We start from the raw sequence: 23,110 nt of genomic DNA, 5'->3' as shown, positions 1-23,110 counted from the left end.
CTAACTATCATGACTGAAAAATTACCTTTAGCGTTGTTTTTAATGGGCCCAACGGCATCAGGAAAAACAGATTTAGCTATCCGCTTACGTCAGAAATACCCAGTAGAGATCATCAGCGTCGATTCGGCACTTATCTACAAAGACATGGATATCGGCACCGCTAAACCGGATGCGGAAGAGCTTGCGCTCGCGCCCCATCGCTTAATTGATATTCTCGATCCAAGCGAGGCGTATTCTGCGGCAGATTTTCGTCGTGATGCGATCAATGAAATGAATAAGATTGTAGCGGAAGGAAAAATCCCGTTACTGGTTGGTGGTACAATGCTTTACTACAAGGCATTGTTGGAAGGCTTATCGCCATTACCGGCCGCAGATCAAGAGATTCGTAAGCAGATTGAAGCAGAGTCTATCGAACAGGGTTGGCAGGCATTGCACGATCAATTAAGAGAGATTGATCCCGTATCCGCTGAAAGAATACACCCAAATGATCCACAAAGGCTTTCAAGGGCATTGGAAGTTTACCGAATTTCGGGTAAAACATTAACCGAGCTAACTCAAACGAAAGGCGATAGCCTGCCATTTCGTGTAAAACAATTTGCAATAGCTCCCAAGGAAAGGAAAGAACTCCATCGCCGCATTGAGCTGCGTTTCGAGAAGATGATCGAAGCAGGATTTGAAGAAGAAATGAAGGCGCTGTACGCCAGAGAAGATCTTCATCCTGAATTGCCATCGATCCGATGCGTTGGTTATAGGCAGATGTGGGATTATTTAGACGGTAATTGTGATTTAGACGAAGCGGTTTTCCGTGGTGTCTGTGCAACCCGTCAGTTGGCCAAGCGACAAATCACCTGGTTGCGCAGTTGGGATGATTTAACTTGGTTAGATAGCGAAAACATTGATCAAGCGTTAGAAACTCTTTCAGATGCAATAGCATCTGATTAGTATTGCTGTGTATAATGTGATCGGTTTTGCGTGAATATACTCTGGAAAGGATCCGTTATTGAGGCTTTTTAAAATCACAGCCTTTCAATAACAACGGAGTTTTTTTATTCATTTAGCTCAGATGCAAAGGCCGCACCTTTTTGTGCACCACTAGCTAAATAATTACAACAAAATACAAATAAGGAAAATAAAATGGCTAAGGGGCAATCGCTACAAGACCCATTCCTAAATGCACTCCGTCGTGAGCGCATTCCAGTCTCTATCTATCTTGTTAACGGCATTAAGCTGCAAGGTCAGATCGAGTCTTTCGATCAATTCGTGATCTTATTGAAGAACACAGTAAACCAAATGGTTTACAAGCATGCGATTTCTACTGTGGTACCTGCACGTGCAGTTAGTCACCACAGCGGCGAGCAACGCACGCCATCTGATCGTCCAGAGAAGACTGAAGATTAATCGTTCAATTGATACAGCTTACGCTGTAATAAGGAGTTGGTTGCTTGTTTGACCGTTATGAATCCGGCGAGCGAGCCGTACTTGTTCATATCAACTTCACGCAAGAGGGAGAGTGGGAAGACCTAAGTGAATGTGAAATGCTGGTCTCCTCAGCGGGGGTAGAAACGCTACAAGTGATTACTGGTAGCCGACAATCCCCACTCCCTAAATACTACGTTGGAGAAGGTAAAGCCCTAGAAATCGCACAAGCTGTTCAGCTAACCGGTGCTGAAATTGTGATTTTTAACCACTCCCTATCTCCTGCCCAAGAGCGAAACCTCGAGCAATTGTGTAAATGTCGTGTGATTGATCGCACGGGTTTGATCTTAGATATCTTTGCACAACGTGCGCGAACGCATGAAGGTAAGCTACAAGTTGAGCTCGCTCAACTTCGTCATATCTCTACCCGATTGATTCGTGGTTGGACTCACCTTGAAAGGCAGAAAGGTGGTATTGGTCTTCGTGGTCCAGGTGAAACTCAACTGGAAACCGATCGACGTTTGTTGCGTGACCGTATAAAGGCAATACTGCGTCGTTTAGCGAAAGTCGCTAAGCAGCGTGAACAAGGACGACGTGCTCGTAATCGAGCTGAAATCCCAACAATTTCTTTGGTTGGTTACACCAATGCAGGGAAATCAACACTTTTCAATCGCATCACAAGTGCGGGTGTTTATGCAGCAGATCAATTGTTTGCAACCCTAGACCCAACACTACGTAAGATTGATTTGGCAGATGTCGGGCCTGCAATTCTCGCAGATACCGTAGGTTTTATCCGCCATCTACCACACGACTTGGTCGCTGCGTTTAAGGCAACATTACAAGAGACGCAGGAAGCTGACATTTTGTTACATGTTGTTGATGCCAGTGATGACCGTTTTCGTGAGAACATTCAGGCTGTTCATGAAGTATTAGAAGAAATCGATGCCCATGAAGTGCCAACCCTTGTAGTCATGAACAAAATTGACTGCATGGAAGACCAAAAACCTCGAATTGAAAGAGACGAAGAGGGCGCACCTCGCGCTGTTTGGGTTTCTGCAATGGAAGGAGAAGGTATTGAACTGCTGTTTGAAGCTTTAACTGAGCGTTTAGCTAGCCAAATGGTTCAATTCCGATTGTGTATTCCACATCAACATCAGGGACGTATTCGTAGCTTATTCTTCGAGATGAAATGTATTCAACAAGAAGAGTATGATGAAAATGGTAACTTGTTGATAGATATCCGAATGCAACAAATAGATTGGTCTAAACTTGAAAAAAGAGAAGGGGCGCTCTTAGGTGACTTTATCGTTACCAAAGAGACTGCTACAGTATAACGTCATATCAAATGATGGAGCTTTCTAATGGCGTGGAATGAGCCTGGAAATAACAACAACGGCGATAATAACGGCCGCGATAATGACCCTTGGGGTAATAAAAATAATCGCGGCGGCCGAGATCAAGGACCGCCAGATCTAGACGAAGTGTTTAATAAACTGAGTCAAAAGTTAGGTGGCAAGTTTGGTAAAAAGGGTGGTAACGGTAACGGACCATCTATTGGTGGTGGCGGTGCAATTGGCTTTGGTGTCATTGCCGTTATTGCTATTGCTATCTGGTTCTTCGCTGGTTTCTACACCGTTGGCGAAGCAGAAAGAGCAGTAGTACTTCGACTGGGTCAGTTCGACCGTATCGAAGAACCTGGTCTTAACTGGCACCCACGCTTCATCGATGAAATCAGCGATGAGCAACTCGTCAACGTTCAAGCGATTCGTTCTTTGCGCGCGTCAGGCACCATGCTGACTAAAGACGAAAACGTTGTGACGGTTGAAATGGGTGTTCAATACCGTGTTTCTGACCCATACAAGTACTTGTATCGTGTAACGAATGCAGACGACAGTTTACGCCAAGCAACCGATTCTGCGCTTCGTGCAGTAATTGGTGACTCACTGATGGATAGCATCCTAACTAGTGGTCGTCAGCAGATTCGTCAAAGCACTCAAGAAACACTAAACCGCATTATCGATAGCTACGATATGGGTATTCTGATTGTTGACGTGAACTTCCAGTCAGCACGTCCACCTGAGCAAGTGAAAGATGCATTTGATGATGCTATCGCGGCTCGTGAGGATGAAGAGCGTTTCGAGCGTGAAGCTGAAGCATACCGAAATGACATTCTTCCAAAAGCAACAGGTCGTGCTGAGCGTTTGAAGAAAGAAGCGGTGGGTTACTCAGAGCGCACAGTTAATGGTGCTCTAGGTCAAGTAGCTCAGTTCGAGAAACTGCTACCTGAATACCAAGCTGCACCAGAAGTAACACGTAACCGTATGTATCTAGATACAATGGAAAAAGTGTACTCAAGCACATCGAAAGTCCTGATTGATTCTGAATCAAGTGGTAACTTGCTTTACTTACCAATTGATAAGCTAGGCGCGCAAGGTGGTTCTCAGCCGGGCACTCGCCCTGCAAAAGCACCATCAACTTACGATCAAATTGAATTAGAAAAACAAGCGGATCCAAAGTCTAGCACTCAAACTCGCTCAGACAGTTCACGTCAAGGGAGATACTAATAATGCGTAAATTAATGATCCCTGTATTAGTTGTGACGATTGCCCTTCTATTAATGTCACTGTTTGTGATTCAAGAAGGCGAGCGTGGCATGGTAATTCGTTTTGGTCGAGTTCTCGATGACAACGGCGTATCACGAATCTATGAACCAGGCCTGCACTTTAAACTGCCACTGTTTGATCGCGTAAAAGTACTTGATGCTCGAATTCAAACGATGGATGGTCGTTCTGACCGTTTCGTAACATCAGAGAAAAAAGACGTTCTAATTGATACATACGCAAAATGGCGTATTGCTGATTTTGGACGTTTTTATCTGAGTACCGGCGGCGGCAATATCATGACGGCAGAAGCACTTCTTGAGCGTAAAGTGACAGATGTTCTTCGTTCTGAAATTGGTTCTCGTGAAATTAAGCAGATCGTGTCAGGCCCTCGTAATAAGGACATCCTGCCAGACTCTGCTGATAGTGAAGTTGTCACAACGGTAGCGGCTGCAGAAGCTCTAGAAGTTGATGGCGAACGCGATAAGATCATGGAAAACGTTTTGTCTGGAACGTCAGAAAGTGCGATGGCTGATTTAGGTGTTGAAGTTGTTGATTTCCGAATGAAGAAGATTAACCTTCCTGACGAAATCAGTGAATCTATCTACCGCCGTATGCGTGCAGAACGTGAATCGGTTGCTCGTAGACACCGTTCTCAAGGTCGTGAGCGTGCTGAAGTTATTCGAGCTCAAGCTGAGCTAGAAGTGGCAACCGTTCTTGCAGAAGCTGACCGTACAGCTCGAATCACTCGTGGTGATGCAGATGCAGAAGCAGCTAAGATCTACTCGGATGCTTTCAGCAAAGATCCTGAGTTCTACGGCTTTATGCGTTCATTGCAAGCTTATGAGACATCATTTAGCGATAAGAGCGACATTCTAGTACTGGATCCGAAGACTGACTTCTTCCAATACATGAATCAAGCAAGCGGCGCTCCAGCAAAATAAGCTGATGCGTTAGCGAATGCTTAGCTCAATAAGCAAAATACGTTAAAACTTAAAAGGCTCCCATCATGGGAGCCTTTTTGTTTTCTCCGGCTTATCTAAGAGCGAGACATGTTTGCGGGTTCACTATTGGGGCGCGAAGGAAGGTGTTCAACAGAGTAGTATTTATAGAAACCTAGCGGTAGGTCATGAAAGCGATAACCGCTCCTGCCACCACAAGACAGCCGCCAATACGACGCAGTTGCGTGTCTGGTTGTTCGCTCAGTTGCGCGACCATGTTTCTCCAGCCATTGGGGGCAATCAAGGGACCGAGCCCTTCAACAATAAGTACGAGCCCAATAGCGAGCCAAATAGATTGAGACATGGTGCTGCCTTTTGTTTGTAAAAAAGCAATGATATCAGTATCTTCATACATTCGCCTTCAGTTATCGCTGGTTTGTTTTTGTACAGCGTTAGCGTTTATGGACAAAAAGTGACTGCAAGAAGTGTGATTCAGTGCTAGAATCCATTTTTAATTAGCAACAGAAATTGGAAAGATGGGAAATAACGTAGTCGTTCTAGGCACCCAATGGGGTGATGAAGGTAAAGGTAAAATCGTTGACCTTTTAACTGAAGATGCAAAATACGTGGTTCGCTACCAAGGCGGTCACAATGCAGGTCACACACTTGTAATTGACGGTGAAAAAACCGTTCTTCACTTAATTCCATCAGGTATCCTACGCAATAACGTTAAATGTGTTATTGGTAACGGTGTAGTATTATCGCCTGACGCACTTCTAAAAGAAATGAAGCCTCTTGAAGATCGCGGTATCCCAGTACGTGAGCGTCTTTTCATTTCTGAAGCTTGTCCTCTAATTCTTCCGTACCACATTGCAATCGACAACGCGCGTGAAATCGCTCGTGGCGCTAAAGCTATCGGTACAACAGGTCGTGGTATCGGTCCAGCTTACGAAGATAAAGTTGCTCGTCGCGGTCTACGCGTTGGCGACCTTTTCGATAAAGAAGCATTTGCTGAGAAGCTAAAAGAAGTTATGGAGTTCCACAACTTCCAACTAGAGCACTTCTACAAAGCTGAAACAGTAAGCTACGAAGAAGTTCTTGAGCAAGCGATGAGCTACGCAGACATGTTAACTGCGATGATTATCGACGTAACTGACGAACTAGACGCAGCACGTAAGCGCGGCGACAAGATCATGTTCGAAGGTGCTCAAGGTACGCTACTAGATATCGACCACGGTACTTACCCATACGTAACGTCTTCTAACACGACTGCTGGTGGTGTTGCTGCAGGTTCTGGTTTCGGTCCTCGTCACATCGGTTACATCCTTGGTATTACTAAGGCTTACTGTACTCGTGTTGGTTCAGGTCCATTCCCTACTGAGCTATACGATGGCCTTGAGAAGCAAGACCCAGTTGGTAAACACCTAGGCGATGTTGGTCACGAGTTTGGCGCAACAACGGGTCGTCTACGTCGTACTGGTTGGTTCGATGCTGTTGCTATGCGTCGTGCAATCCAAATCAACTCTCTATCTGGTATGTGTCTAACTAAACTAGACGTTCTAGATGGCCTAGAAGAACTAAAAATCTGTACTGGTTACAAGATGAAAGATGGTTCTATCCTAGAAGTTTCTCCAATGGCTGCTGAGTCATTCGAAGAAGCGACGCCAATCTACGAAACAATGCCAGGTTGGGCTGAAAACACATTTGGTGCTAAATCTATCGACGCGCTTCCACAAGCTGCTCTAGATTACATTAAGCGTATCGAAGACCTAACTGGCGTTCCAATTGATATCGTATCAACTGGCCCAGATCGTAACGAAACTATCATCAAGGTTCACCCATACGGCGCGTAATGCCCGCTGAGTGATTACCACAGCACGTAAAGTGCTTTGATAATTAAATCGTTTCTAAAAGCCGACTTTATTAAGTCGGCTTTTTTGTACCTGTAATTTGAAAACGAAGCCGTCGTTGATGATCTTTTGAACGCCATCTGGCAAAATATTGCCCATTAGCGGCAAGTTTTGTCTAAAGCCATCAGGGTTATTGCCGATATAGATATCATGGAAAGTGAAGTTCACCCTGTTTTGTGCGTGTAGAAATCCTCTGCCCCCTCAATAGATAACTTTAGCGATAGATAATAGAGTGCAGGTATGAAGCTACGAATTGTAGCAGCTTCATTAATAATGGCGCTGAGCTCACCCTTGAGTCATGCAAATTTGGCTGATGTGGGAGAGCCCGTTCCAATATATACAGAAGCTGAACTGATTAATTTAATCGAAAATAATCAACATCTAGAACGAGTGAAAGCTGATAAGTGCCAGTTAGTTGAAGATATCGTTGCTCGTGCAACGCGGATTAGCTTGCCTTCTTATGAGTTTTTATACGGTGATATGTTGGCTTGGGGTGTGTGTGTTCCACAAGATGTAGAGCTTGGCCTTTACTATATGGAAAACGCAGCACATCAAGGTTTGCCCGCTGCACTAGAGCAGTTAGGTCGTTATTACTCTCGTGGTACTTTGGTACAACAAGACAAAGAGCGTGCGATTCCGTATCTACGTGAAGCGGCCTCTATGGGGAACTTAAGTGCGAGCATTCACTTAGCGGAACTCTTGCTGCGTGACTACGGTAGTCCATTGGATTATGAAGATGCTTACCGTTGGTTGTATAACTCAGTAACGGCAGACCAAAGACAACATAAGCGTATCACGGTGCTTCGTAGCGGTCTGGAACAGAGAATGCCAGACAACATTATTGCTCGGGCAAAGCGTCGAGACGTGTTTTGGTAAAGCGATGATTAAATTAGAGTTGATGATTAATAACTGCACTCGTTAACCATCTATCTCGATATAAAAAATACATTAAAAAGGCCTCGCAGATGAATATCAGCGAGGCCTTTTTTGATCATTTACTTACTGTGATTGATCTGAGGGGCTACTGAACAACCTCACCCGACTCAATGACCGTTTCACGAACAACCTTAGTGAAGTCGAGTGCTTCTTGGCGGATCTTATCTTCGTCGACTGTTAGCATGTCGCGATCTTGCATGATGATCTTACCATCAACGATGGAGTGGCGAACGTTGCCCGAGTTAGCAGAGTACACCAGTGCTGAGTATGGGTTGTATACTGGAACCATGTTTGGCGCTTTGGTATCGATCACTATGATGTCGGCTAGTTTGCCAGCTTCAAGAGAGCCGATCTTATCTTCCATGTGCAGCGCTTTTGCTGCACCCATTGTCGCCATGTCGATCACTTTGATCGGCGGCATTGCTGCACGATCTTTGTTAACGAGCTTGTGAACCTTAGCGACTTGGTTGAATTCATCAATGGTGCTCAGTGTGTTACCAGACATTGGGCCATCAGTACCTAAACCGATACGTACGTTCTCGTCATACATCTTAAGCGCTGGTGATACGCCTTTTGCTGACTTGATGTTGGCGCTCATGTTGTGAGCCACGCCCATATCCGATTTTTTCACCAGTTCGATATCATGATCGTCTACTAGGATCATGTGTGCACCCACCAAGTTTTTGTTGAGTGCGCCAATGCTGTCCATGTATTGAACTGGAGATAAGCCATCTGAGCGTTCTGCAATTTTCTCTTCTTCACGGTGTGACTCTGCAAGGTGAATCATTACTGGAACATCTAACTCTAGGGATAGCTTAGATATTTTCTGCAGGATCTCTGTGGTGTTGGTGTAAGGAGCATGCGGTGCAAACGCTGGTGTGATTCGCGGGTGATCTTTATATTCTTCAATGAAGTTCAACGCGTACTTGATGCCTTCTTCTGCGTTAGCTGCATCGGCTACAGGGAACTTAATCACAGTTTCACCAAGGATGGCACGCATACCGATCTTATCGACGGTTTTTGCGACTTCATCTTCGAAGTAGTACATGTCGGCGTAAGTGGTCACACCGCCTTTCACCATTTCAACGTTACCTAGGTTCGCACCAATGCGCACCATGTCTCGTGAGACCAGCTTCTTCTCTAGTGGGAAGATGTAGCGGTGCAGACGATCTGGCACGTCATCGGCCAACGAACGGAAAACTGTCATTGATACGTGAGTATGAGTATTGATTAGACCTGGCATTACGATGTCGCCATCAACGTCAAGCACTTGCTCAGCCTTGTATTGCTTCTCTAGTGAAGCATCGCCAACCGCAATAATTTTATTGTCTTTGACGACAACCGTTCCGCTCTCATAAACCGTTTTTTCTTGGTTCATGGTGAGAACCATCGCATCGGTAATCATTAGGTCAGCTTTTTCCATTGCTGAACTTGCAAAGGGAAATAGAGCTAGGCTTGCCATTGCTGAAGCCAATAAGGTGCGTTTTAGTTTCATATCATACTCAGAACAGGAGTTGGTAAAGTGCGTGGATAATAGTGTATTTCATTCATGGCGCAAACGTTTGTTTTATCGTTTGCTTGAAATTTTGATGATAGTCCACGTCTATGACGTGATGTTTCACAAAGTGAAGATATGTATCAATCTGAGGTTATTTGAGTGTTTTCCAAAGCATATCTGTAGCTTACCCCTAGCATCAGATATACTAGGGGTATATACCTTCCTTGCTTAAGCAGGCCCGCCTATGTCAAAAAACACACCAATGTCAGAAAACACGACAGCGACAACCACTGTTGATCCTTTTGCCGACCGAGAGTCGAAAAATTACGATAACCCAGTACCAAGCCGAGAGTTCATTATTTCGTTTCTAACAGATGCGAATATTCCGATGAACCGCAACGATCTATTCGAAGCTTTGGGTCTTGCTGGAGAGGAACAATATGAAGGGCTGCGTCGACGTTTACGTGCAATGGAGCGTGATGGACAGCTTATCTTTACTCGTCGTCAGTGCTACGCATTGCCTGAGAAGATGGAACTGATCAAAGGCTATGTGATTGGTCATAAAGACGGTCATGGTTGGGTTCGCCCAGACGGCAGTGTGGGTAAAGACAATGATATCGTACTGCCGCATCACCAGATGAAAACCATCATGCACGGTGATTACGTATTAGTTCAGCCTACTGATAACAGTAAACGTGGTCGTCGTGAAGGCCGTTTGGTTCGTGTGCTTGAAGAGCGTAAAACGCCACTTGTTGGTCGTTTCTTCTTAGAGTACGGCCATTCTTATGTGGTTGCTGATGATTCGCGTATTAGTCATGATATCCAGATCCCTACTGAGCATAAAGGCGGTGCTCGAATGGGTAATGTGGTTGTGATTGAAATTACGGATCGCGGCGGTCGTTCTCGTAACATGATGGGTAAAGTGACCGAAGTTCTTGGTGAGAATATGGCGCCGGGTATGGAAACGCAAATTGCGATCCGTACTCACCAGATCCCACAAGAGTGGCCTGAAGCGGTAGATAAGCAAATCGAAAACCTCGGTGAACATGTTCCTGAAGAAGCAAAAGAAGGACGTGTAGACCTGCGTAAACTGCCATTGGTTACCATTGATGGTGAAGATGCGCGTGACTTCGATGATGCCGTTTACTGTGAAGCGAAGAAAGGCGGCGGCTGGCGCCTATGGGTAGCGATTGCTGACGTAAGTTACTACGTTCGCCCAGATACCGCGCTAGACAAAGAAGCAATTAACCGTGGTAACTCGGTATACTTCCCGTCACAAGTGGTGCCAATGCTGCCAGAAGTGCTTTCTAACGGCCTGTGTTCTTTGAACCCACAAGTAGACCGCTTATGTATGGTATGTGAGATGACTATCTCAGACAAAGGTAAGCTATCGGGCTACAAGCACTACGAAGCGGTAATGAACTCTCATGCTCGTCTTACTTACAACAAAGTAGGCGCGATCTTAGATGGCAATGAAGAACTTCGCGAGCGTTATGAGCCAGAAGTGCCGCATCTTGAAGAACTGCACAAGATGTACAAAGTACTTAAGAAAACGCGTGATGAGCGTGGTGCGATTGAGTTTGAAACGGTAGAAACTAAATTTATCTTCAATGCAGATCGTAAGATCGACCGTATTGAACCGGTAATCCGTAACGATGCACACAAGATCATCGAAGAGTGTATGATTCTGGCGAACATCGCATCGGCATCTTACGTAGAAAAGGCGAAAGAGCCTGCTCTGTACCGTGTTCACGAAACTCCGGGCGAAGAGCGCTTAATGGGCTTCAAGAGCTTCTTAAGTGAATTAGGTTTAACGCTGGAAGGTGGCCTATCACCATCTCCGGTAGACTATGCACAACTGATGCAGCAGATTAACGAACGTGAAGACCGTGAGTTAATCCAAACCATGCTGTTGCGCTCAATGAAGCAAGCGGTCTACAACGCGGATAACGCGGGTCACTTTGGCTTAGCCCTTAAACGCTATGCTCACTTTACCTCGCCGATTCGTCGTTACCCTGACTTGCTACTACACCGTGCGATTAAGTACCTTATTGCGAAAGGAGGTGGTCGTAACAGCGAGCGTTGGACGCCAACGGGTGGTTACCATTACACTTTCGATGATATGGACTTCTACGGCGAACAGTGTTCAATGACTGAGCGTCGTGCTGATGACGCAACGCGTGAAGTAAACGACTGGTTGAAGTGTGAATACATGCAAGACCATGTCGGTGAAGTGATGGATGGTGTAATTGCCAACGTGACGGGTTTCGGCTTCTTTGTTCGTTTAACTGAACTGCACATCGATGGCTTGGTACATATCTCAGCGCTAGCGAATGATTACTACCAATTTGATGCTGTTGGTCAGCGTCTCGTAGGTGAAAGCTCTGGTAATATCTACCGCTTGGGTGATTCGGTTAAAGTGAAGGTTTCTGCGGTTAACTTAGAAACTCGCCAAATCGACTTTGACTTAGAAGACACCGATCGTCAGCCGCGTGGTAAAGGCAAAACAGCCAAGAAGCGTGCAGCAGAAGCGATGAAAAAGGCGAAAAGCAAGAAGCGTTCAGCAGTGAAGAGCAATAAGCCGGGTGTATCAGCGAAACCTATGGTTGAGCCAACTAAGCGACCTGATGGAAGCAGTGAAAGCTCTGCTAAGAAGAAAAAGCCAGCGAATAAAACCGGTGCTGCTAAAGCTCGCGCAAAGAAAAAGCGTGCTGCAAGCCGTAAGCCAAAGGCTGATAAGTCTTAAGGCTAATAACGCGCGTTGCTAATCAGCTTTAGCGCCTAACTGATTTAGTGTGAAATGACTTTAATGCGAGAGTATCAGGCGTAAGACGCATACTCTCGAAATGAACAACGCAGAGAGGGATACATCGGCATTGATGTCATTCTTCTCTGAGCAATATGAGTAACCTGAGACAATGAGTAACGAATTTATTTACGGTATTCACGCGGTGAAAGCCGTACTAGAAAAAGATCCTGCACGTTTTATCGAAGCGTATGTACTGAAAGGTCGCCAAGACGAGCGTCTTCTTCCATTACTGAACCAACTGCAACAGTTTGGTGTGTCGATTCAACAGATGGGTCGTAAGCCGCTGGATGAAAAAGCACAAGGTGCGAATCACCAAGGTATTATCGCTAAGGTGAAGCCAGCTAAGCAGCTTAACGAAACTCACTTAGACGACATCCTAGCGCAGCACGAACAGCCGTTGCTGTTGGTTCTAGATGGCGTAACAGACCCGCACAACCTTGGTGCTTGTCTACGTAACGCCGATGCCGCAGGTGTGGCTGCGGTTATTGTACCGAAAGATCGCTCTTCGCCGTTAACAGCAACGGTAAGCAAGGTTGCGTGTGGTGCGGCTGAAACGGTTCCGTTAGTACGTGTAACCAACCTAGCTCGCACAATGCGTGCACTGCAAGAGCAGGGCGTATGGTTTGTAGGTACGGCTGGTGAAGCTACGCATGATATCTACCAAGCGAAGCTAACAGGCCCTCTTGCGGTTGTTATGGGGGCAGAAGGTGACGGTATGCGTCGTCTAACGCGTGAAACCTGTGATGACCTAATTAAGATCCCGATGGCTGGTAGCGTATCGAGCCTAAACGTTTCGGTAGCATCAGGCATCTGTCTGTTCGAAGCGGTACGTCAACGCCTAGCTCAATAGCATTAAGCTGAATCAAAAGGCAAAACGACTTTAAGTCTATGAATTTATTAACGCTCACCACTTGCTGGTGGGCGTTTCTTTTTTGGTGATAGTAGACAGGCTTATTGGTTTGTTGGATGGCTAGATGGCGAAAGAAAAACTGTTTCATTATTCGCCAAATACCACTTGCCAATACAGGGTTCTTTCTATAATATTTGCCGTCCTTAAAACTCGGTCATTTATCTTTAGTTCCTTGCTTCCTCTGGACGACCGGGCCACTCGTGGAAGCTAATAATCCGTAAGGAGCAACCAAATGCGTCATTACGAAATCGTATTCATGGTTCACCCTGATCAAAGCGAGCAAGTTGCTGGCATGATCGAGCGTTACACTGGTTCTATCACTGAAGCTGGCGGTACTATCCACCGTCTAGAAGACTGGGGTCGTCGTCAAATGGCTTACCCAATCAACAAGCTTCACAAAGCTCACTACGTTCTTATGAACGTTGAAGCTGGTCAAGAAGTGATTGACGAGCTAGAAACTGCTTTCCGTTTCAACGATGCAGTTCTACGTAACATGATCATGCGCACTAAAGGCGCTGTGACTGAGCAATCTATTATGCTTAAGCAAAAAGAAGAGCGTGCAGAGCGTGCTCCTCGTCGCGAAGAGCGTACAGAAGCTAAACCAGAAGCAGCTGCTGAGTAATTCTTTTTTGGCTTAATGCCTTAAAAAATTCTCAACTTGTTTTAGGTCGTTGATAGTTATTTCGATAATTGTGAAAGACCGCTTTACTAAATTTAAGATCAGGAGATAGCCCATGGCTCGTTTCTTCCGTCGTCGTAAATTCTGCCGTTTCACTGCAGAAGGCGTACAAGAGATTGACTACAAAGACGTAGCAACTCTTAAAAACTACATCACTGAAGCTGGTAAAATCGTACCTAGCCGTATCACTGGTACAAGCGCTAAGTACCAGCGTCAACTAGCTCGCGCTATCAAGCGTTCTCGTTACCTAGCTCTACTACCGTACACTGACAAGCATCAGTAATCGGTAATAGTTAATAATAGTTTAAGAGGACTAAGATAATGCAAGTTATTCTACTTGATAAGATCGGTAACCTAGGTGGCCTTGGCGACCAAGTAAACGTTAAATCTGGTTACGCTCGTAACTTCCTTATCCCACAGGGTAAAGCAGTTATGGCAACTAAAGACAACGTTGCTATGTTCGAAACTCGTCGTGCTGAACTAGAAGCTAAAGTTGCTGAGCAACTAGCTGCTGCTGAAGCTCGTGCAGAGAGCGTTAACACTCTAGAAGGCGTTACAATCGCTTCTAAAGCTGGTGACGAAGGTAAACTATTCGGTTCTATCGGTACTCGTGACATCGCTGACGCTATTACAGCGGCAGGTGTTGCAGTAGCTAAGAGCGAAGTACGCCTACCTGAAGGCGCTCTACGTAACATCGGCGAATTCGAAGTAAGCATCCAACTTCACTCTGAAGTTTTTGCTACTGCGAAAATCGCTATCGTTGCAGCTGAGTAATTTCAGTACCAAGACGAATTCTTTCTTTTGAAAGTTTTAAACACCAGCTTCGGCTGGTGTTTTTTTATGTCTGAAATATAGGAAAGTACAAGGAAGGGTTATAGTAAGTAACAAGCTTATGGTGATCCAAAAGCTGTTATACCTGAACAAGCTGTTCTTAAGGTTATATGTGGTCTTAATATTAGAATTGGTCTTGAGACTAGAATTGCTCTTGAAACTAGAATTGAAAGAGCAGGTTAATCGACAGTACAGAGTCTTCTTTGCTTAATCCGTCAGGTACCTTATCGTGGTACTGTCGAGAGTGAGCGATCTTCAGTGCGATATTGTCAGTAATATCGTTGATGGCTTCGAGTTCAGTATCAAACTTTAGGTTACTGTGACCAGATACAAGCGTCACGTCTGCCTTGAGTTGCAAGTTCTTCAATACCTGCCAAGACGTATTCACGTTGCCACGAAAAATCGCTTCTTCAACAATCTCAGGGAAGATGATGTCATCATCGTCGATCTCATCGAGGTTTGGCTCTTGGTAACGAAAACCTGGGCCCACTTCGACTTCCAATACAAACTCTTCAGTATTCGAAAACTGATAACCCAGACCGCTCGAAATGGTGTAGTCCTTAAAGTAAGCACTGTATCGTGAGTCTACCCCTTTAAAGCTGCCGTAAAGGTAGGTTTTAGGGCTTAACTTGTAGTCACTCTGAGCCGAGTAAGTCGATTGCCTTTTATCTTCTTCGCCATCTTTGTAGAGGTTGTAGTATTTCCATTCACCACTGGTTCTATGACGGCCAGCCGTGTACTCACCGTTAAGGCGTGCGTTAAGCGCCCGTGAATCGGAATTACCAGTATGCGACTGATATCCAAATTCGACTTCAGTTTTTAGTGGGCTTGGCAGTTCAGTGTCACTCGTATCACTTGGGGCGATATCCATATCTTTTTCTTCTGGTGCTGGTGCAACGACGATCGGCTCAGCAGTAGGTTCTGGTACTACTATCGAGTCGAGGATTGCATCAACATCGGTTTTAGCATCATCAGCTAAAGCCATCGGAGCGCTCAGGAGACCAGTGCTTAGAAGACCAGTGCTCAGAGCCAATAGTTTGGACACGCATACCTCAGTTATACAGTGAATGAATGGCGAGATCGTAATGCTACCCTTGGTTAATTCCGTCAGCAATAAGTAAATTCTTCCTGAAGAATAAAACAAACTCATAGGATCGGATTACAAATGAGTGTTCTTGGGTATAATGAACGATCATTATTAGTTATTGAGTGTAGTCATAGTGGATACCAAAAGTCAGAAATCAGCCAACGATCAGGTGGACGCCATCAAGGTCCCGCCACATTCATTAGAAGCTGAGCAATCTGTTATTGGCGGCTTGTTATTAGATAACGAACGCTGGGATACGGTTGCCGAAAAGGTGGTGGCCAAAGACTTTTATAGCCGTCCTCACCGTCTGATCTTTGAAGCGGTAAAGGATATCCTTGAAGAAAGTTCTCCGCTGGATCTTATTACACTCTCTGAACATTTAGAGCTGCGTGAGCAGCTTGAAGAAGTGGGAGGCTTTGCCTACCTTGCTGATCTTGCGAAAAACACACCAAGTGCCGCAAATATCAACGCGTATGCGGATATTGTGGCGCAACGTGCACTCGTTCGTAGCTTGATCGGTGTCGCGAATGAGATTGCGGACTCTGGTTATGACCCTCAAGGTCGTACATCGGAAGAGCTTGTTGATCTGGCTGAAAGTAAAGTTTTCGCGATTGCCGAAGGCCGTGCAAGTGCAAACGAAGGTCCACAGAATGTTGATAGCATTCTAGAGAAAACATTAGAGCGTATCGAGATCCTGTACAAAACGCCTCAAGATGGTGTGACAGGTGTCGATACTGGTTTTAACGATCTCAATAAGAAAACAGCAGGCCTGCAAGGCTCTGACTTAATCATTGTCGCGGCTCGTCCATCAATGGGTAAAACCACGTTTGCGATGAACTTGTGTGAAAACGCAGCGATGAAGCAAGATAAACCGGTGTTAATCTTCTCGCTAGAGATGCCAGGCGAACAGCTGATGATGCGTATGCTTGCATCCCTCTCTCGCGTGGACCAAACCAAAATTCGTACCGGTCAACTTGATGATGAAGACTGGGCTCGTATCTCTTCGACCATGGGTATCCTCATGGATAAGAAGAATATGTACATTGATGACAGCTCAGGTCTAACGCCAACGGAAGTACGTTCTCGTGCACGTCGGATTGCTCGTGAACATGATGGTCTTTCCATGATCATGATCGACTACCTTCAATTGATGCGTGTACCTTCACTGTCTGATAACCGTACCCTTGAGATCGCTGAGATTTCACGTTCCCTTAAAGCGCTAGCGAAAGAGTTGAACGTTCCAGTTGTGGCACTTTCTCAGCTCAACCGTTCCCTAGAGCAACGTGCCGATAAACGCCCAGTGAACTCGGACTTGCGTGAATCGGGCTCGATTGAGCAAGATGCCGACTTAATCATGTTCATCTACCGTGACGAAGTGTATAACCCAGACAGCTCGCTGAAGGGCATCGCTGAAATCATTATCGGGAAGCAGCGTAACGGCCCGATCGGTTCGGTTCGTCTTACATTCCAAGGGCAACACTCCCGTTTCGATAACTATGCAGGTCCTGCATTTGATGACGAGTAATCGCTAATGACATATATGAAAGCGGCGACCGCGAGCATTGATTTAAATGCGCTTGAGCACAATCTAAGCCAAATAAAATCGAAAGCCCCGCAGTGCAAAGTGATGTCTGTTGTCAAAGCCAATGGCTATGGTCACGGCTTACTGCACATTGCTAAGCACTCTAAAAGCTCAGATGCGTTTGGTGTGGCTCGTATTGAGGAAGCACTGCAACTTCGTGCTGGTGGCATTGTTAAACCTATTTTGTTGCTGGAAGGGTTTTATTCTTCGGGCGATTTACCAATATTAGTGACCAATAACATTCAAACAGTGGTGCATTGTGAAGAGCAACTAAGCGCGCTAGAGAATGCAGATTTGGAAACACCCGTCGTGGTATGGCTAAAAGTCGACAGTGGTATGCACCGATTAGGGGTTCGCCCTGAGCAATACCAAAACTTTGTTGAGCGCTTGCATCAATGTGCGAACGTAGCGAAACCTCTGCGTTACATGAGCCACTTCGGCTGTGCAGACGAGCTTGATAGAACTACTACTGTTGAACAGACTGAGCTTTTCTTGTCGCTTACCGATGGTTGTGAAGGAGAGCGCTCATTGGCCGCTTCTGCTGGTTTGTTGGCTTGGCCTGATAGTCACCTTGATTGGGTACGCCCTGGTATTATCTCTTACGGTGTATCCCCGTTTGTCGATAAATCAGCACAAGAACTTGGCTTTATGCCTGTGATGACTCTTACCTCGCACCTGATTGCAGTTCGTGATGTTAAAGCGGGTGAAAGCGTGGGATATGGTGCGAACTGGACCAGTGAACGTGACACCAAAGTGGGTGTTATCGCGATTGGTTACGGTGATGGTTATCCTCGAACTGCGCCTAACGGCACGCCTGTGTTTGTAAATGGTCGAAAAGTGCCTATTGCAGGTCGTGTATCTATGGACATGTTAACGGTCGACCTTGGCCCCGATGCGGCAGATAAAGTCGGTGATGAAGCGACATTATGGGGTAAAGATTTACCTTCAGAAGAAGTCGCAGAACATATCGGTACGATCGCTTACGAGCTGGTCACTAAACTGACTTCGCGTGTAGCGATGGAATACGTGAAGTAGCTATGGACTCATTACAGTAAATGATGTTCAAGCGAACCACTCGACACCTAGTGATGTCAGCAATGGCATTACTCGGTGTGAGCTTTTCTTCTTCAGCCCTGAGTGAAGAAAAAGACTCAGCCTTTGTCCCTTTTTACTTCAGCACTGAAACCATGGGTAATACCTTTGGGGTTGCTGGTGTCGCAAAGGGTGTTTGGCAACCTCAAGCCGCTCTGTTTGGTATGGCGCTGTATTCAGATAAAGACAGCTACGTCGGTTTCCTATCAGCTTTTAACTTTGCACTGTCTGAGAACATACTGTTCAGTACTCAGATGTACCAAGCTCGCTTTAACGAAAACCCGTATTACCTCGGCTCCCAAGGCGATAACGATTCATCGATTGATGACAAAACTATTGCCGATGGCTTAGAGGAAAACTATCAGTTTGAGTTTAAGTATCTGTTGCCATGGGGCAATGTTGCTAAACATGGTTTATTAGGTGCGTTCCAACCTATCAAAGATGTGAACTTTGCTTCGCCAGTTGAGTCGGGTGTCAGCTCGATTGTCTTTACACCTTTTTATACTTCTCGCGAGTTGGAAGGTTTAAATAATAGTGAAGAGGCGACAGGCTTTAGTTTAGCGTTTGATTGGGATAACCGTGATAGCACACGTAATCCAACCAAAGGTTCTCATACCAATCTTGAGTTCAATACCGGTGCTGAAAGTTGGTCTAATGACGATTTATGGCTGAAGTGGACATTTCAAAACAGTCAGTACTTTGCTTTAGGTCCGTTAGGCGATGTGTTTGATCAGCAAGTCTTAGCATTTGATTTCTATACTGCGGATACACCGACTTGGGATAACTGCACAGGGCAAGATTGTGCTCGACCTCCAGAAACGGAACAGGCTCGATTAGGTGGTTTATACCGTTTAAGAGGTTATACAGGAGGACGTTATCATGGGCGTTCTGCAGTCCATTACTCTGCCGAATATAGGGTAATTCCAGACTGGCAACCACTGGGTGATATCCCACTGATTAACTACTACGACTTACCTTGGTGGCAGTGGGTTGCTTTTGCCGAAGTCGGGCGCGTTGCTGATGAGTACAACATCAAAACACTGCATACCGATATGAAGTGGAGCTTGGGCGGCGCGGTTCGCTTCCAAGTTGAAGGTATTGTTGTTCGTGCTGAATTAGCGCGAGGCGGCGATGAAGGGACCTTTAGGGTCATGATAAACCAGCCTTTCTAATCTGGATTTACTAACTCGAATATCTCATGTTTTAAAGGGTGACACATAAATGTGTCACCCTTTTTTGTTGCCTATCATTATGTTTTTACGAGTGCTTTATAGTTTATTACTGAAAGTTATTCACCTTGAATGGTAGCAATAACCGTACGGCTGCCACCGCAATCACGGTGTTCACCTAAGTAAATGCCCTGCCATGTTCCTAAAGCTAAACGACCGTTACTAATCGGGATTGTCACACTGGTGCCAAGTGTCGATGCTTTAATGTGGGCGGGCATATCATCATCGCCTTCATAAGTGTGCTTGTAGTAGGGCGCTCGTTCGGGCACAAACTTGTTGAAGTGTGACTCCATATCACTACGGACGGTCGGATCGGCATTTTCATTGAGCGTTAAGCTGGCAGAAGTATGCTGAATAAATAGATGTAATAAACCAACAGATAGAGAGTTCATCTCGTGTATCTGTTGTTCAATTTCATCAGTAATGAGATGAAATCCACGCTTTTGTGCATTTAGGTGTATAGTCTTCTGAATCCACATACGCCATCCTTTATAATGTATTTGGAAAAAAAGTGGTTTGAGGCTATCTTTTGAACTTGAATTTATCAGGTCTCGCTCACATTTAATTATGTTAGAGCCAGAGTCTGTACCGATTCCTGTCTCAGGAAATCTAATCCTGATTTATCTCAAGGTACAGCTCTTCATATGCGGCATAATACGTTGTGAAAAAAAATTACAAAGAATCTTTCAGTGGTGACGCGGTTTGGTCATCACAGAAAAATATTAACTTTCGCCTAATCGGGGGGTTCTATTCATCACTTAGGTGACGTTTAGAATAAAACCTACAGTAACATCGGGATAGATACCATGTTGAAAAATATCAACCCAACGCAAACACAAGCGTGGAAAGCGCTAACAGCTCATTTTGAGTCTGCTCAAGATATGGATATGAAAGAGCTTTTTGCTCAAGATGCAAAACGTTTCGAGAGCTTTTCGACTCGTTTCGGTTCAGACATCTTGGTCGATTACTCTAAGAACCTAATCGATTCAGAAACGATGCAGCACCTATTTGCTCTTGCAAACGAGACTGAAGTTAAGTCTGCAATTGAAGCGATGTTTAGCGGTGATGCAATCAACAAGACTGAAGGCCGTTCAGTACTTCACACTGCACTGCGTAATCGTAGCGATAAGCCAGTAATGGTTGATGGCAAAGACGTAATGCCAGCAGTGAATGCAGTACTAGCAAAAATGGAACTGTTCACACACCGCATCGTTTCTGGTGAGTGGAAAGGTTACACAGGTAAAGAGATCACTGATGTAGTAAACATCGGTATCGGCGGTTCGGATCTTGGTCCATACATGGTGACTGAAGCTCTAACGCCATATAAAACTCGCCTAAACATGCACTTCGTTTCTAATGTAGATGGTACGCACATCGTTGAGACGCTTAAGTCTCTGAACCCAGAAACAACGCTATTCTTAGTTGCATCTAAAACATTCACCACTCAAGAAACAATGACTAACGCGCACTCTGCACGTGATTGGTTCTTGGCTGAAGCGGGTGATAACGCACACGTAGCTAAACACTTCGCAGCGCTATCAACTAACGCAACTGCTGTAGCTGAGTTTGGTATTGATACTGACAACATGTTCGAATTCTGGGACTGGGTTGGTGGTCGTTACTCACTATGGTCTGCAATCGGTCTTTCTATCTCACTATCTGTTGGCTTCGATAACTTCGTTGAGCTACTAGAAGGTGCTCACGAGATGGATAACCACTTTGCTTCAACTGAGTTTGAAAGCAACATTCCAGTAATCCTTGCGCTTATCGGTATTTGGTACAACAACTTCCATGGCGCTGAGTCAGAAGCAATTCTACCTTACGATCAATACATGCACCGTTTTGCTGCTTACTTCCAGCAAGGCAACATGGAATCAAACGGTAAGTTTGTTGACCGTGAAGGCAACCCTGTAGAGTACCAAACGGGTCCTATCATTTGGGGTGAACCTGGTACAAATGGCCAGCACGCTTTCTACCAACTGATTCACCAAGGCACTAAGCTGATCCCATCAGACTTCATTGCTCCTGCTATCAGCCACAATCCAGCATCTGATCACCACCAGAAGCTAATGTCTAACTTCTTTGCTCAAACTGAAGCTCTAGCCTTCGGTAAGACAAAAGAAACAGTAGAAGCTGAATTCCTAGCGGCTGGCAAAACAGCGGAAGAATTGGCAGAGCTAGTACCTTTCAAAGTGTTTGAAGGTAACCGTCCAACGAACTCAATTCTTGTTAAGCAAATTACACCTCGCTCTCTAGGTAACCTAATTGCGATGTACGAGCACAAGATCTTCGTTCAAGGCGTTATCTGGAACATCTTCAGCTTCGACCAATGGGGTGTAGAACTTGGTAAGCAACTAGCAAACCAAATTCTTCCAGAGCTTGCTGACGACGCTGAAGTAACGTCTCATGACAGTTCAACGAACGGTCTAATCAACGCATTTAAAGCGCTTAAAGCTTAATTGAGTTGATAGCATAAAAAGAAACGCCAACCTTCGGGTTGGCGTTTTTGTATCTGTAGGTCAAGCAATGGTTAAATCGCAGGTAATAAAAAAGGCTGACGTACCTGTCAGCCTCTTAAATATTCTAAATACTTGCAGCGACTATTTCTATTCGAAACAGATCTCGATGAAAGCATTACCCCATTGAGATGAGAAAGGCATGATGATGATTGCCCCGTCACACTTGTGACGAATAGTATGACCTTTACCGGAAACCACGATTGGCGTAGCCATGTCGAAGTCAAAGCCGCTTTCTGCAAGAATACGCTTTGCACCGCCAGTCACCATGTTAGTGATTTCACCCACCATATCGGTCACTTCTTCGTTGAGGCCGTTTGGTCGTTCACCAAGCATGTTTTCCATGATTTCGAGAGCGAGACCTTCATCAAAGGTGATCGACATAGAGCCACGAGACTGTGTACCCACCATACCAATCAGGCCGGATACATCACCACGAGCGATTTCATCTTTCTTAACTCTCGGTTTTTGTGGCTTCAATTCTAGAGAAGCCATCGTTTTTAATACGTTCATCAAAGAAGCTAAAAACGGGTTTACAAATTCAGCGCGCATAATGTTCTTCTATAATCTTATTCTTTCATCTCGGAGGAGCAAGGTTGGCAAATGCCATGCGATTCAATGACGTGGTTGGTCAATTGAAAGCCATGCTTCTCAGCGTTACTCGCGAGCAGAGTCACAAGGGAATCGTCTTGTAGTTCTACCACTGTGCCACATTTATCGCAGATCAGTAGTTGGGAGAAATGTTTGTTGGCATTACAAGAACAGCAGCATATAAAGCTATTGGTTGACTCAACTCTGTGAATGAAACCCTGTTCCAATAAGAAATCCAAAGCCCGATAAACTGTAGGGGGCTTAGCCTGCGGTTCACTGACTTTCAACTGCTCTAATAATTCATAAGCACTGGAGGCTTTTTTATTAGAGAGGATGAGCTCAAACACTCGCTTTCTTTGAGGTGTTAGTCTAACGCCTCGCGATGCGCATATCCCTTCAACTTGCTCTATTAATGTGTGGTCCAAATTTTTCACCATTCAATCGGACATCCCTAATCAAACCTTATTTCTAGGTTACTACGTT

At 45.2% G+C, this 23,110-nt stretch carries 22 protein-coding genes; 16 read left to right on the top strand and 6 right to left on the bottom strand.

Annotated features, from left to right (window positions below; genetic code table 11):
- The first annotated feature begins 9 nt into the window (after window positions 1-9).
- From miaA to hflC, 5 genes are all read left to right on the top strand, one after another.
- Window positions 10-942, top strand: a complete 933-nt coding sequence (miaA, locus tag L1D11_RS10725) for a tRNA (adenosine(37)-N6)-dimethylallyltransferase MiaA (protein WP_060983120.1) — start codon at window positions 10-12, stop codon at window positions 940-942.
- Window positions 943-1,134: 192 nt separating this feature from the next.
- Window positions 1,135-1,398, top strand: coding sequence for an RNA chaperone Hfq (gene hfq, locus L1D11_RS10720; protein ID WP_017059927.1), 264 nt, complete (start codon window positions 1,135-1,137; stop codon window positions 1,396-1,398).
- Between the two features lie 44 nt (window positions 1,399-1,442).
- Window positions 1,443-2,750 (top strand): ribosome rescue GTPase HflX, encoded by a 1,308-nt coding sequence (hflX, locus tag L1D11_RS10715; protein ID WP_017059928.1) that lies wholly within the window; start codon window positions 1,443-1,445, stop codon window positions 2,748-2,750.
- Between the two features lie 27 nt (window positions 2,751-2,777).
- A complete protein-coding gene (gene hflK, locus L1D11_RS10710) occupies window positions 2,778-3,980 on the top strand; it encodes an FtsH protease activity modulator HflK (protein ID WP_239831642.1) in 1,203 nt (400 codons plus the stop codon).
- A gap of 2 nt (window positions 3,981-3,982) precedes the next feature.
- Entirely contained in the window at window positions 3,983-4,960 is a 978-nt protein-coding gene (gene hflC / locus L1D11_RS10705) for a protease modulator HflC (RefSeq protein ID WP_239831643.1), read from the top strand.
- 172 nt (window positions 4,961-5,132) lie between these two features.
- Here the strand turns inward: hflC and L1D11_RS10700 are convergent, their stop codons facing one another.
- Window positions 5,133-5,321 carry a DUF2065 domain-containing protein gene (locus L1D11_RS10700; RefSeq protein WP_010434105.1) on the bottom strand — a complete coding sequence of 63 codons (189 nt, stop codon included), beginning with the start codon at window positions 5,319-5,321 and terminating at the stop codon, window positions 5,133-5,135.
- A 172-nt stretch (window positions 5,322-5,493) separates the two neighbouring features.
- Here L1D11_RS10700 and L1D11_RS10695 point away from each other — a divergent pair, with 172 nt between their 5' ends.
- Together L1D11_RS10695 and L1D11_RS10690 are read left to right on the top strand one after the other, a co-directional pair.
- Entirely contained in the window at window positions 5,494-6,810 is a 1,317-nt protein-coding gene (locus tag L1D11_RS10695; protein ID WP_239831644.1) for an adenylosuccinate synthase, read from the top strand.
- Window positions 6,811-7,107: 297 nt separating this feature from the next.
- Window positions 7,108-7,743, top strand: coding sequence for a tetratricopeptide repeat protein (locus L1D11_RS10690; RefSeq protein WP_061019827.1), 636 nt, complete (start codon window positions 7,108-7,110; stop codon window positions 7,741-7,743).
- A gap of 145 nt (window positions 7,744-7,888) precedes the next feature.
- Here the strand turns inward: L1D11_RS10690 and L1D11_RS10685 are convergent, their stop codons facing one another.
- Window positions 7,889-9,298 carry an amidohydrolase gene (locus L1D11_RS10685; RefSeq protein WP_239831645.1) on the bottom strand — a complete coding sequence of 470 codons (1,410 nt, stop codon included), beginning with the start codon at window positions 9,296-9,298 and terminating at the stop codon, window positions 7,889-7,891.
- 247 nt (window positions 9,299-9,545) lie between these two features.
- Here L1D11_RS10685 and rnr point away from each other — a divergent pair, with 247 nt between their 5' ends.
- From rnr to rplI, 5 genes are all read left to right on the top strand, one after another.
- Window positions 9,546-12,047 (top strand): ribonuclease R, encoded by a 2,502-nt coding sequence (gene rnr, locus L1D11_RS10680; RefSeq protein ID WP_239831646.1) that lies wholly within the window; start codon window positions 9,546-9,548, stop codon window positions 12,045-12,047.
- A gap of 172 nt (window positions 12,048-12,219) precedes the next feature.
- A complete protein-coding gene (rlmB, locus tag L1D11_RS10675; RefSeq protein ID WP_017632696.1) occupies window positions 12,220-12,960 on the top strand; it encodes a 23S rRNA (guanosine(2251)-2'-O)-methyltransferase RlmB in 741 nt (246 codons plus the stop codon).
- Window positions 12,961-13,252: 292 nt separating this feature from the next.
- Window positions 13,253-13,642: a 30S ribosomal protein S6 gene (rpsF, locus tag L1D11_RS10670; protein WP_004741278.1), complete on the top strand. Its 390-nt coding sequence runs from the start codon at window positions 13,253-13,255 to the stop codon at window positions 13,640-13,642.
- 112 nt (window positions 13,643-13,754) lie between these two features.
- Complete coding sequence (gene rpsR / locus L1D11_RS10665; protein WP_000090472.1) at window positions 13,755-13,982, top strand: 30S ribosomal protein S18; 228 nt, start codon at window positions 13,755-13,757, stop codon at window positions 13,980-13,982.
- Window positions 13,983-14,020: 38 nt separating this feature from the next.
- Window positions 14,021-14,473: a 50S ribosomal protein L9 gene (rplI, locus tag L1D11_RS10660; RefSeq protein WP_010434182.1), complete on the top strand. Its 453-nt coding sequence runs from the start codon at window positions 14,021-14,023 to the stop codon at window positions 14,471-14,473.
- Window positions 14,474-14,690: 217 nt separating this feature from the next.
- Here rplI and L1D11_RS10655 read toward each other — a convergent pair whose 3' ends face one another.
- A complete protein-coding gene (locus L1D11_RS10655; protein ID WP_239831647.1) occupies window positions 14,691-15,575 on the bottom strand; it encodes a DUF481 domain-containing protein in 885 nt (294 codons plus the stop codon).
- Between the two features lie 175 nt (window positions 15,576-15,750).
- Here L1D11_RS10655 and L1D11_RS10650 point away from each other — a divergent pair, with 175 nt between their 5' ends.
- From L1D11_RS10650 to L1D11_RS10640, 3 genes are read left to right on the top strand one after another with little or no spacing between them, the layout of a single operon-like run.
- On the top strand, window positions 15,751-17,142 hold the full coding sequence (locus L1D11_RS10650) for a replicative DNA helicase (RefSeq protein ID WP_239831648.1): 1,392 nt from the start codon (window positions 15,751-15,753) through the stop codon (window positions 17,140-17,142).
- Between the two features lie 6 nt (window positions 17,143-17,148).
- Window positions 17,149-18,234 carry an alanine racemase gene (gene alr / locus L1D11_RS10645; RefSeq protein WP_239831649.1) on the top strand — a complete coding sequence of 362 codons (1,086 nt, stop codon included), beginning with the start codon at window positions 17,149-17,151 and terminating at the stop codon, window positions 18,232-18,234.
- A 23-nt stretch (window positions 18,235-18,257) separates the two neighbouring features.
- Window positions 18,258-19,463: a BamA/TamA family outer membrane protein gene (locus L1D11_RS10640; RefSeq protein WP_239831676.1), complete on the top strand. Its 1,206-nt coding sequence runs from the start codon at window positions 18,258-18,260 to the stop codon at window positions 19,461-19,463.
- Between the two features lie 116 nt (window positions 19,464-19,579).
- Here the strand turns inward: L1D11_RS10640 and L1D11_RS10635 are convergent, their stop codons facing one another.
- The gene (locus tag L1D11_RS10635) at window positions 19,580-19,999 is read right to left on the bottom strand and encodes a secondary thiamine-phosphate synthase enzyme YjbQ (RefSeq protein WP_239831650.1); all 420 of its coding nucleotides are present in this window, start codon (window positions 19,997-19,999) and stop codon (window positions 19,580-19,582) included.
- Between the two features lie 327 nt (window positions 20,000-20,326).
- On the opposite strand from L1D11_RS10635, the gene pgi reads away from it, so the two are divergent.
- Window positions 20,327-21,979, top strand: a complete 1,653-nt coding sequence (pgi, locus tag L1D11_RS10630) for a glucose-6-phosphate isomerase (protein ID WP_239831651.1) — start codon at window positions 20,327-20,329, stop codon at window positions 21,977-21,979.
- A 147-nt stretch (window positions 21,980-22,126) separates the two neighbouring features.
- On the opposite strand, the gene L1D11_RS10625 is transcribed toward pgi, so the two are convergent.
- Window positions 22,127-22,588, bottom strand: a complete 462-nt coding sequence (locus L1D11_RS10625; protein WP_017059940.1) for a chemotaxis protein CheX — start codon at window positions 22,586-22,588, stop codon at window positions 22,127-22,129.
- Between the two features lie 17 nt (window positions 22,589-22,605).
- On the bottom strand, window positions 22,606-23,064 hold the full coding sequence (zur, locus tag L1D11_RS10620; RefSeq protein ID WP_239831652.1) for a zinc uptake transcriptional repressor Zur: 459 nt from the start codon (window positions 23,062-23,064) through the stop codon (window positions 22,606-22,608).
- Between the last annotated feature and the right edge of the window lie 46 nt (window positions 23,065-23,110).

Origin of the sequence: Vibrio sp. Isolate32 (assembly GCF_022397955.1) — a bacterium.
GTDB lineage: Bacteria > Pseudomonadota > Gammaproteobacteria > Enterobacterales > Vibrionaceae > Vibrio.
The sequence above is the reverse complement of the archived record's forward strand: the minus strand, read 5'-3'. Positions and strand labels throughout refer to the sequence as shown.

What these genes read in the sequence shown, in the direction of transcription:
- rpsF (WP_004741278.1), top strand. Translation starts at nt 13,253, where the DNA reads ATGCGTCATTACGAAATCGTATTCATGGTTCACCCTGATCAAAGCGAG.
- alr (WP_239831649.1), top strand. Translation starts at nt 17,149, where the DNA reads ATGACATATATGAAAGCGGCGACCGCGAGCATTGATTTAAATGCGCTT.
- rlmB (WP_017632696.1), top strand. Translation starts at nt 12,220, where the DNA reads ATGAGTAACGAATTTATTTACGGTATTCACGCGGTGAAAGCCGTACTA.
- hfq (WP_017059927.1), top strand. Translation starts at nt 1,135, where the DNA reads ATGGCTAAGGGGCAATCGCTACAAGACCCATTCCTAAATGCACTCCGT.
- L1D11_RS10640 (WP_239831676.1), top strand. Translation starts at nt 18,258, where the DNA reads ATGTTCAAGCGAACCACTCGACACCTAGTGATGTCAGCAATGGCATTA.
- rnr (WP_239831646.1), top strand. Translation starts at nt 9,546, where the DNA reads ATGTCAAAAAACACACCAATGTCAGAAAACACGACAGCGACAACCACT.
- L1D11_RS10625 (WP_017059940.1), bottom strand. Translation starts at nt 22,588, where the DNA reads ATGCGCGCTGAATTTGTAAACCCGTTTTTAGCTTCTTTGATGAACGTA.
- L1D11_RS10685 (WP_239831645.1), bottom strand. Translation starts at nt 9,298, where the DNA reads ATGAAACTAAAACGCACCTTATTGGCTTCAGCAATGGCAAGCCTAGCT.
- L1D11_RS10700 (WP_010434105.1), bottom strand. Translation starts at nt 5,321, where the DNA reads ATGTCTCAATCTATTTGGCTCGCTATTGGGCTCGTACTTATTGTTGAA.
- L1D11_RS10695 (WP_239831644.1), top strand. Translation starts at nt 5,494, where the DNA reads ATGGGAAATAACGTAGTCGTTCTAGGCACCCAATGGGGTGATGAAGGT.
- L1D11_RS10635 (WP_239831650.1), bottom strand. Translation starts at nt 19,999, where the DNA reads ATGTGGATTCAGAAGACTATACACCTAAATGCACAAAAGCGTGGATTT.
- hflC (WP_239831643.1), top strand. Translation starts at nt 3,983, where the DNA reads ATGCGTAAATTAATGATCCCTGTATTAGTTGTGACGATTGCCCTTCTA.
- rplI (WP_010434182.1), top strand. Translation starts at nt 14,021, where the DNA reads ATGCAAGTTATTCTACTTGATAAGATCGGTAACCTAGGTGGCCTTGGC.
- pgi (WP_239831651.1), top strand. Translation starts at nt 20,327, where the DNA reads ATGTTGAAAAATATCAACCCAACGCAAACACAAGCGTGGAAAGCGCTA.
- rpsR (WP_000090472.1), top strand. Translation starts at nt 13,755, where the DNA reads ATGGCTCGTTTCTTCCGTCGTCGTAAATTCTGCCGTTTCACTGCAGAA.
- hflK (WP_239831642.1), top strand. Translation starts at nt 2,778, where the DNA reads ATGGCGTGGAATGAGCCTGGAAATAACAACAACGGCGATAATAACGGC.
- miaA (WP_060983120.1), top strand. Translation starts at nt 10, where the DNA reads ATGACTGAAAAATTACCTTTAGCGTTGTTTTTAATGGGCCCAACGGCA.
- L1D11_RS10690 (WP_061019827.1), top strand. Translation starts at nt 7,108, where the DNA reads ATGAAGCTACGAATTGTAGCAGCTTCATTAATAATGGCGCTGAGCTCA.
- zur (WP_239831652.1), bottom strand. Translation starts at nt 23,064, where the DNA reads ATGGTGAAAAATTTGGACCACACATTAATAGAGCAAGTTGAAGGGATA.